Here is a 9390-nt window from a genome sequence, read left to right on the forward strand (position 1 = left end):
GCGTCTGGGTAAATTGTCTGGGTAAATTTGAACCATTTCGGCTAATTCGCTCACGAAATCATCTAGCCTACCCTTCATGGCTCCACCTTGCTTTTTGGGTTCTAGATGTCCTTGCACTCTATGAAGTTGGATTAGCTTTTGCACATAGCTTTTTGCTACACCAAATTGCACGGCAACCTTTCTTATTGAAGTACCACCCTTTTCGTAAGTATTTACTATTTTTTCTCGTAAATCGATTGAGTATGCTTTCATTTTAAGTCTTGATGCACCAATACTATGTGTACCTCATTTACCTCGAAATTGCTGTAAGTCAGTAGCCTAATGCTGACTTATAGTTTTTGAGAATACCAAATTCACACATCTGCTAACGAGTTTTATAAACTTCTATTATGGTCTTCTCTAGTTCAACTCTTTATTTGGTGAGTGAGGCAGAAAACATCTGTGGCAATCACCACTATTCTGGTATACAAAATAGCAGTTGACAAGGTTGTGTTGCAAAAATTTTCGGAGTAGCTTCATAACTGATTCTAATTTATACAGAGCTTTTGCCCTTTGCAAGTTTTTGTAACACAACCTCTTTTATTCACTCAAACTTATTTTCGATGGAAGCAAATAGCAAGTAATTATTCTCAGAATCAGAATTACTGTATAGTTTGAGGTATGCCAGATTATCCTCTCAAGAGTTGCTTTATGATTACTCTACCTGGTATCGCCATCCAAGACAAGATATACGAAAGTTCTAATTCTCTAGTTTATCGAGGCATCAGAGACGATGGAGTAGGGATAATTGTAAAAATGCTAAAGCTTGATTATCCCTCTCCCCAAGAACTAACCCGCTACAGACAGGAATATAAAATTACCTGTTCGCTCACAGTGGAAGGAGTTATCAAGGCATATAGCCAGCATGACTATCAACGCACTCTGGTAATTCTGTTAGAAGATTTTGGGGGAGAGTCCCTAGAGCAATGGATGCACAAGCGCCCAGATATATTTTGCCCCATGCCCTTATCCCAATTTTTAAGTCTTGCGATCGCCCTCATAGACATTCTAGGCAGAATCCATGCAGCCCGTGTCATTCATAAAGATATCAACCCTGGAAATATAGTTCTCAATCTGGATACTGGTGTTGTCAAAATTATTGACTTTGGAATTGCCACCCAATTTAAGCGCACGAATCCGACTTTCAAAAGTCCTCATATTTTAGAAGGAACCCTCGCCTACCTGTCTCCAGAGCAAACAGGGCGGATGAACCGTTTGCTCGATTACCGCACCGATTTTTACTCCCTTGGTGTAACATTTTACAAACTGCTAACCGGATATCTGCCGTTTTCCACCACAGACATACTTGAGCTAGTCCATTATCATATTGCTAAACAGCCTGTTCCGCCTCGTGAAATAAATACAACGATTCCCAAACCAGTTTCAGATATCATTCTCAAACTGATGGCGAAAAATGCAGAAGATCGCTATCAAAGTGCCTGGGGAATCAAAGCGGATTTAGAAATCTGTGCTGAACAATTAGCAAAAATCGGTCAAATCTCTAGCATTAAACTGGCAGTTCAAGACGTTTCTGAGCAATTTCAAATTCCCCAAAAACTGTATGGGCGGGACAAGGAAGTTGCAATGTTATTGGCGGCATTTGATCGCGTAGCGTGTCCGGAATCAAATCGCGTCACGGCTTTACCAAACAATTCAGAAACGACTTCACAAAGAACGGGCAATCCAAAATTCCAAGTCGAAATGATGTTGGTATCTGGCTATGCTGGCATTGGTAAATCTGCGTTAGTGCAAGAAATCTATAAACCAATTACCCAAAAGCGCGGCTATTTTATCTCTGGGAAATTTGATCAATTTCAGCGCAATATTCCTTACAGCGCGATCCCAGATGCTCTGCAAAAATTAGTACAGCAACTACTCGCTGAACCAGATAATCGGGTGCAGCAGTGGCGATCGCTCTTACTTACAGCTTTAGGAAAGAACGGACAAATCATTATTGATGTCATCCCARAAGTTGAGTTAATTATTGGCAAGCAGCCACCTGCACCGGAAGTTGGCGCAACTGAAGCTCAAAATCGCTTCAATCGGATTTTTCAATCGTTTGTGCGGGTGTTTTCTTCCAAGTCACATCCCCTAGTTATTTTTATAGATGATTTACAGTGGATAGACTCAGCAACGCTGAAGTTAATTGAGTTGATGCTGCTAGATGAGCAAATCCAATCCCTATTTTTAATTGGAGCATATCGAGATAATGAAGTAAATTCAATGCATCCATTAGCATTAATGCTAGAGAGACTGCGAAAAAAAGGAGTAGTTTTTCAAGAAATTATACTGACACCATTAAAGCTTGAGCCGTTGAATCAGTTGATTGCCGAGACACTACATCACAATACTAATACCGTTCGTCCCTTAGCTGAGTTAGTTTTACATAAAACTGAGGGCAATCCGTTCTTTGTTAGTGAATTTTTGAGAATGCTGCATAGCGAAAATTTATTAACCTTTGATGCACAATACTTAAGCTGGCAGTGGAATATAGCTCAGATCCAAGCCCAAGATATCACTGATAATGTGATCGAGTTGATGCTTCACAAGTTAAAGAAACTGCCAGAGAATACACAGCAAATCCTCCGGTTAGCTGCTTGTATTGGTAATGAATTTAATTTAGATGCGTTGTCGATTGTTTGTGATAAACCACATAAAACGGTTTTTCAAGATTTACTAATAGCCATACAAATTGGATTAATTCAACCACTATCTGAATTAGATGAAAACTTGTTAATTCACGAGTATAAATTTCTGCATGATCGCGTGCAGCAAGCCTCATATACCTTAATCGATGAGTCGCAAAAACAAATTGTTCATTTACAAATTGGTCGCACTTTCCTCGGAAAAACTTTGCCAGAGAGACTATCAGACCGACTGTTTGAAATTGTCGATCATCTTAATTATGGAATTGAGCTTGTCACAGATCAACTAGAACGCAATGAAATTGCTAGATTAAATTTAATCGCAGGGCAGAAAGCAAAAGCTGTGATCGCCTATAGTGTGGCTCAAAATTATTTAGCCATAGCAAGAGTTTGGCTAGCAGCTTCTAGCTGGCAAACAAACTATGACTTGATATTAGATTTATATTTAGAAACAACAGAAGTCGCGTATTTATGTGGCGATTTTGAGCAAGTAGAATTGTGGGCGGCGATCGTTCTACAATCAGCCAAAACCATTTTCGACATCGTGAAAGTTTACGAAGTCAAAATTCAAACTGACATTGCGCAGAACCAACCATTAGAAGCAATCAAGACTGGATTGCAAGTTTTGCAGCAACTGGGAATCAGTTTTCCTGAAACGCCAACTCAGTCAGACATTCAGCTTGAACTAGACGCGATCGCATCACTCATTGGCGAGAAGCCAATCGAGGACTTGCTCCATTTGCCAGAAATGACCGAACCGGACAAGTTGGCGGCAATGCGAATCTTATCAAGCATCACTATTGCTGCCTATGTTGCGGCTCCTGATTTGATGCCTCTGCTTGTGTCTAAACAAGTAAACTTATCAATTCAATCTGGTAATGCTGTTGTATCTCCCTTTGCCTATGCCTTTTACGGATTAATTCTTTGTGGTGCGAGTGGGAACATTGAGATTGGGTACGAATTTGGACAACTTGCGCTAAATCTATTGTCACACCTTAATGTTCATTCTCTCAGAGCTAGAACATTACTCATTGTGAATAACTTTATTATTCATTGGAAAGAGCATATTAGAAACACAACCCAGCCCTTACTAGAAGCCTATCAAAGAGGTTTAGAAGCTGGAGATTTAGAGTTTGCTGCTTATTGCGCTCATTGTTATTGCTTCCAATCCTATGCAGTTGGAAAGGAACTCGTAGAAGTTGAGCGCGAGATGACGAAATATAATGAAGCGATTCGTCAAATTAAACAGAAAACGGCGCTAACCTGGAATCAAATATATCAGCAGGCGATCGCAAATTTGATGGGTTTTTCGGTCAGCCTAACTCAGTTAGTTGGCGAATTCTACAATGAAGAAAGTGGATTGCCACAACATGAAACAGCAAATGATGGAACGTCAACCTTTGATGTCTATTTCAATAAACTTATCCTGTGCTACCTATTTTCTGAGTATGCTCAGGCAGTTCAAAACTCAACCATAGCAGAACGTTATTTAATCCGAATAACAGGCACACCTGTTGCTCCTTTTTACTATCTATATGATGCGCTGGCAAGACTCGCCATATACCCTCAAAGCAGCACTCAAATGCAAGAGGAACTCCTCAAAAAAGTTACGGTTAGTCAGGAGAAAATGAAGCAATGGGCACAGTATGCGCCAATGAATTGTTTGCATAAATATCATCTGGTACAAGCAGAGACTGCACGAGTTCTAAGCCAGTCGTTTGAAGCAGAGGAATTCTATGAACAAGCAATTCAAGGAGCCAGGGAAAATGAATATATCCAGGAAGAAGCGTTAGCTTATGAGTTAGCTGCTAAACATTATCTGGTGCGAGGTCGGCAAAAGATCGCCCAAACCTACATGAAAGAAGCTCACTACTGCTATGAACGGTGGGGAGCAGCTGCGAAAGTGAGAGATTTAGAAGCTCGCTATCCGCAGTTCTTTCCTCATTTATCCAGCGTGGCTTCCACATCAATCTGCACTACTGCTGGAACCACTTCTAATACCTCACACATCGCTTTTGATTTAACGGCAGTGATGAAGGCAACTCAAGCGATTTCCAGCGAAATTGAACTAGATCAGCTGCTCCGTTGCTTGATGAAAATATTAATCGAAAATGCTGGCGCACAAACAGGTTCTCTGATTTTAGAAAACTCAGGAAAATGGGTGATTGAAGCTACTAGTGAAGTTAATGAGGGTGAGAATGTTTATGCTACACAAGTGCTGCAATCTATCCCAATTGCAAATCATCTGCCTGAATCAATTATTAATTATGTTATTCGTACTCATGAATCTGTCATCTTAAATGATGCTACTCGTGAAGGTAATTTTATTAATGAGCCATATATTCAACAGAATCAAACTCAATCGATTTTATGTTTACCTCTGCTCAATCAAGGTAAGCTAGTAGGCGTATTGTATCTAGAAAATAAATTAGCGGCTAGAGCATTTACACCAGAGCGAGTCTCCTTCCCTGCGGGAGGCTGCGCCAACGGAGACACTACGCGATCGCAAATTCTTAATTTACTTTCTACTCAAGCAGCGATCGCGATCAAAAATGCTAGACTCTACTCAAAGCTCCGGGCTAGCGAAAGTCAGATGACTCAATTTCTAGAAGCGATTCCAGTGGGAATTGGTATTATTGACGCAACAGGTCGCCCTTACTATGTCAATCAGCGGGGAATTGAGCTTATGGGTAAAGGCGTTGATCCTGCTGCGACACCGGAGCAAATTTCAGAAATTTATCAATTTTACGTGACGGGAACGGATCAAATCTATCCGTCAGAGAAACTGCCAATTATCCGGGCGTTGAGTGGCGAACGCACCAGAACTGACGATATAGATATTCGCCAAAACAACGCAACTATTCCATCTGAGGCATGGGGAACTCCAGTCTTTGACGAACAGGGCAATGTGGTTTATGCGATCGCAGCCTTTCAAGACATCACAGAGCGTAAACAAACCGAACATCTCTTAGCCAATTACAATCGTACTCTAGAGCAACAAGTAGCCCAACGAACAGCAGCTTTACAGCAAAATGAAGCAGAATTGCGCCATCGGGAACAGGAATTACGACTGATTGCCAATGCTCTACCAGTTCTGATCGGCTATATAGATGCCAATCGATGTTATCAATTCATCAACCATACCTATGAGGTCTGGTTTAACCGTAGCCGCGATCAAATTCTGGGCAACCCTGTTCGCCAACTTCTTGGTGAGGCGGTTTATCAACGAATTGAGCCGTACATTAATCAGGTGTTTGCAGGGCAAACGGTACTTCTAGAAACAGAGATCCCTTTTGGGCTTGGCAAGCGATGCCTCAACGTGACCTTGATCCCTGATTTCGATGACAATGCTCAAGTGAGAGGCTTCTACAGTCTCATGACAGATATTAGCGAACGCAAACAAGCAGAAGAAGTGTTGCGTCAGTCTGAGGCTCAATTTCGGGAACAGGCAATCCTCTCCGATTTTCGCGCCGATGTCGATAGTGCCTTGGCTCAAAGTGCTAGTTTGCCCTTAATACTGCATCGCTGTGCCCAAGCCGTTGTTAAGCATTTTAATGCGGCATTTGCTCGGATTTGGACGCTAAATAAAGACAATAATGTTTTGGAGTTACAAGCCAGTGTGGGGATGTATACCCGTCTTGACGGTGAATACAGTCGAATTCCTGTAGGTAGCCTCAAAGTTGGACGAATTGCTCAGGAACGCAGTCCTCTGTTGACTAACAATGTGTTTGATGAATCATCCATTGATAAAGAATGGGCAAAACGAGAAGGCATGGTGGCATTTGCAGGCTATCCGATACTGCTGGATGAGCAGCTTGTTGGAGTTATAGCGGTATTTACTCGACATCCCATTCCGTCGTCTAACTTTGAGGCGTTGAAGTTTTCAGCCCGCGAGATTGCATTAGGAATTAGACGCAAACAGGCAGAAGAAGCGTTGCAAGCCTCCGAAGCAGAACTTCGGGCGCTCTTTTGTGCAATGCCTGATCCGCTCTTGGTAGTAAATGCACAAGGACGGATTTTGAGAGCAAGCCTGATCGAATCAGAGAAATTATCTAACCCGATTGACGAACAGGTGGGTCGAACATTTTCCGAAATTTTTGAGCGATCACAAGCTGATACATTTCTTGGCTGTATTCGGCAAGCATTAAGCACTCAGCAGCCCCTAACGGTTGAGTATAGCTTGATCGTGGGAGGGTGGAAAACCTGGTTTGCAACTCGCATCTCGCCTATCTCAGAAGATTCTGTCATTTGGTTAACAAGAGATATCACCGATCGCAAACGAGCCGAAGAAGCCTCTATTCTAGAAGAACGCAATCACATCGCGCGGGAAATTCACGATACTTTAGCCCAAGCGTTTACAGGTATTATCATTCATGCTCGCTCTGCCTCCAATAAGGTAATGGCAGACCCAGAAAAAGCGCAAACTCTCCTCACTCAGATCCTCGACTTAGCCCGTTCTGGGCTTGCGGAGGCGCGTCGTTCAGTAGAGGCACTACACCGCCCATACCTTTTAGAGAGCAGTAACTTACAGGATGCCTTAAGCTGTCTTACTGCTCAATTAGACTCCTTGATCGCAGCCCAAATCGTCTATGAAGTCATGGGTACACCCTATCCCCTATCCTCCGATCTGGAAAATAATCTGTTTCGGATTGGGCAGGAAGCTTTGACAAATGCAATCAAACATGCTAAAGCAAGTGAAATCCACATTGAACTGATCTATGAACCAACCCAATGCAGCTTGCGAATTAAAGATGACGGGCAGGGATTTAATGTAAAAAACCAGGCGATGCGGAATGGCTTTGGTCTACTGGGAATGGCAGAACGGGCTGAACGCATTAGCGCTGAATTAAAGATTCAAAGTGACTTAGGGCAAGGGACAGAGATCGCGGTATCCATTAATCAGGGGTTAAGTCAGCATGAATCAGCCTAATAGCATTCGCATTCTGGTTGTAGACGATCATCCTGTTGTCCGCCAGGGTTTGATCGGAATGTTAGAGGAGGCTCCAGATGTTGTCATTGTGGGTCAGGGGCGAAATGGATATGAGGCGATCGCAGTTTTTCAGCAACAGCAACCTGATGTGACTTTGATGGATTTACGGATGCCCGATATGGGAGGTGTTCAGGCGATTACGGTCATTTGCAATCAGTTTCCCAATGCCCGAATTATTGTCCTGACCACCTATGACACCGATGAAGAGATTTATCGAGGATTGCGAGCCGGGGCAAAGGGGTATTTACTGAAGGACTCTGAGCCAGAGGAACTATTGACAGCAATTCGGACAGTGAGCAGGGGACAACAGTATATTCCCATCAACGTGGCTGCCAAGCTAGTTCAACGGATGACTGCTCCAGAACTGAGCGATCGTGAGTTAGAAGTTCTCCAGTTAGTTGGACAGGGCATGAGCAACCAGGAAATTAGCACTGCTCTCAATATTAGTGAAAGTACGGTGAAGACTCATATCAACCGAATTTTAAGCAAGCTAAATGTCAAAGATCGCACCCAGGCAGCTATTATTGCGTTGAAACGCGGAATTGCTAGCTTGTGAAAACAAAGATGGTACTTCTGCCTGGATTAAGCATCATGTTGTCTGTGAGGCAATCAAACCTGAGTTTGATTCGTTCTACTCCTTCAAGTTGACTCATCCTCAATCATTTTGTTGATTAAAATACAGACCTTGAATTGACGACAAGCCTAAGCAAGTCTCATACATTAATCTCATATAAACGACTATAGGCTTGAAGGGAAGAAATTTCCAAGTGTAGACTATGAATTTCTTTTCCTCAAAGATTTAGAATGAGCGATGTTATTCCTGACGACACACCTGGCGACCCCTGCGGTAACTGCGAAGCAGAGCATAATCAATTAGTTGTACTTCCTTCTGAGCAAGACCATCGACAAGGATCATTGAATGCTCGCGTTGTGCTTGTTGAGTATGGGGATTATCAGTGTCCCCAATGTAATAAACTTTATACCTCAATTCAGGCAATTCAACGCCAGCTTGAGGCGACCTTATTCGGGAGAGATTCTCTATGCTTTGTATTCCGACATTTTCCTCAACCTCAAATCCATCCTCAAGCTCAAAAGGCAGCAGCAGCGACAGAAGCAGCAGCAGCACAAGGGCAGTTTTGGCAGATGCATGAGATGCTATTGAAGCATCAGCAAGAGCTAGAAGATGGGTATTTAGCAGAATACGCTGACAATTTAGGGCTTGATGTAACTCAGTTTATTCGAGACATTGCCCAAAAAGTGCATGTTAATCGCATCAATCAAGACATTGATAGCGGAATGGATAGTGGGGTAGTTAGCACTCCAGCTTTATTTATCAATGGTGTGCGTTATGGAGACGCTTTAGAGCTTGAGCCACTACTTGTTGCGATCATTGGAGCTTCTCATGGCTAGTATTTTCGTCAATAAATGGACTAATCCCTCTTTTGTTACTACGGGGAAAGTATAATCAGGAAGAAAACCAGAAACAGTAAGTAATAAAGATGGTTACGCCGCGTAGACAGGCAGTAAGCACAGTTGCCTTCATAGATAACTATTGTCAACACTATTATTCATTATTTGAGGATGTGAGACATTTTGAAGCATTCAAGTTTTTACACTTGGGAATGCTATCAAAAATGCCACAGAAATCTCTGCCGGAGATAGCCAAAATAGTAGGACTCAAAGACGGTCAGTCACTACATCATTTTTTGAGAGATG

Annotated in this window: 3 protein-coding genes and 2 pseudogenes; 4 read left to right on the forward strand and 1 reads right to left on the reverse strand. The window is 42.4% G+C overall.

Annotated elements, in window-relative coordinates; genetic code table 11:
* Nucleotides 1–252, reverse strand: a pseudogene (locus FCR06_RS31530) (IS630 family transposase); the annotation flags it as partial.
* Nucleotides 253–690: 438 nt separating this feature from the next.
* Here FCR06_RS31530 and FCR06_RS31535 point away from each other — a divergent pair.
* The 4 genes and pseudogenes from FCR06_RS31535 to FCR06_RS34075 all read left to right on the forward strand — a co-directional run.
* Nucleotides 691–7614, forward strand: a complete 6924-nt coding sequence (locus FCR06_RS31535) for an AAA family ATPase (protein ID WP_138506797.1) — start codon at nt 691–693, stop codon at nt 7612–7614.
* On the forward strand, nt 7601–8230 hold the full coding sequence (locus FCR06_RS31540; RefSeq protein WP_138506799.1) for a response regulator: 630 nt from the start codon (nt 7601–7603) through the stop codon (nt 8228–8230). Before FCR06_RS31535 ends, FCR06_RS31540 begins: the two co-directional genes overlap by 14 nt.
* A 248-nt stretch (nt 8231–8478) precedes the next feature.
* Nucleotides 8479–9084: a DsbA family protein gene (locus tag FCR06_RS31545; protein WP_138506801.1), complete on the forward strand. Its 606-nt coding sequence runs from the start codon at nt 8479–8481 to the stop codon at nt 9082–9084.
* 89 nt (nt 9085–9173) lie between these two features.
* Nucleotides 9174–9390: pseudogene (locus FCR06_RS34075) on the forward strand (IS701 family transposase); the annotation flags it as partial.

The organism is Nostoc sp. PA-18-2419 (assembly GCF_005869855.1).
Taxonomy (GTDB): Bacteria; Cyanobacteriota; Cyanobacteriia; order Cyanobacteriales; family Nostocaceae; genus Nostoc.